This is a genomic window from Asaia spathodeae NBRC 105894, from assembly GCF_025994195.1.
GTDB lineage: Bacteria > Pseudomonadota > Alphaproteobacteria > Acetobacterales > Acetobacteraceae > Asaia > Asaia siamensis.
In genome coordinates, this window is sequence record NZ_BAPY01000060.1 from 1 (window position 1) to 510 (window position 510).

At 61.2% G+C, this 510-nt stretch carries 1 pseudogene; it reads right to left on the reverse strand.

The features are described 5' to 3' along the window. Positions 1-228: 228 nt before the first annotated feature. Positions 229-510 (reverse strand): annotated as a pseudogene (locus AA105894_RS13420) (hypothetical protein); the annotation flags it as partial.

Here is a 510-nt window from a genome sequence, read left to right on the forward strand (position 1 = left end):
GCACTGGCCTTGTTCTCGCCGTGCATCTGCATCAGCTTGTCGGAGAGCGAGCGATGTTCGAGACGGATCTCGACAATGGCCCCCTCGACCGCGCTTAGCCGGCGGCCGTGATCGGCCAGAGTATCGATAGGAACGACATCAGATACGGCGCTCATGTCGCCTCCAATAAAAAAGCCGCCCGGTGAGGGGCGGCTTGAGGGGAATAGATCGGGGTTGTGACAAGCCCGTTCATGCTGGGCGAGACGGAGGCATGGCGGCGACCAGGGCAGGCGTCGCATCGATGCTGACCGAGACAGGCACCTGATACGTCGCGCCCGAACTGCCGAGGACGCAGACATTCACGGACGCTGCGCCAGCCTGTACCCATGAGAACCAGGCTGTGCAGATGGTGCCGTATAGATACGTCCATGCCTGCGTTCCGAACCCGCCTGAATCAAAGGCGAAGGCCTGAATCGTCTCGTCGGGCGCAAGAAGCTCCGAAAAATCGACGCTGTAATCAGCGCCGCCGTT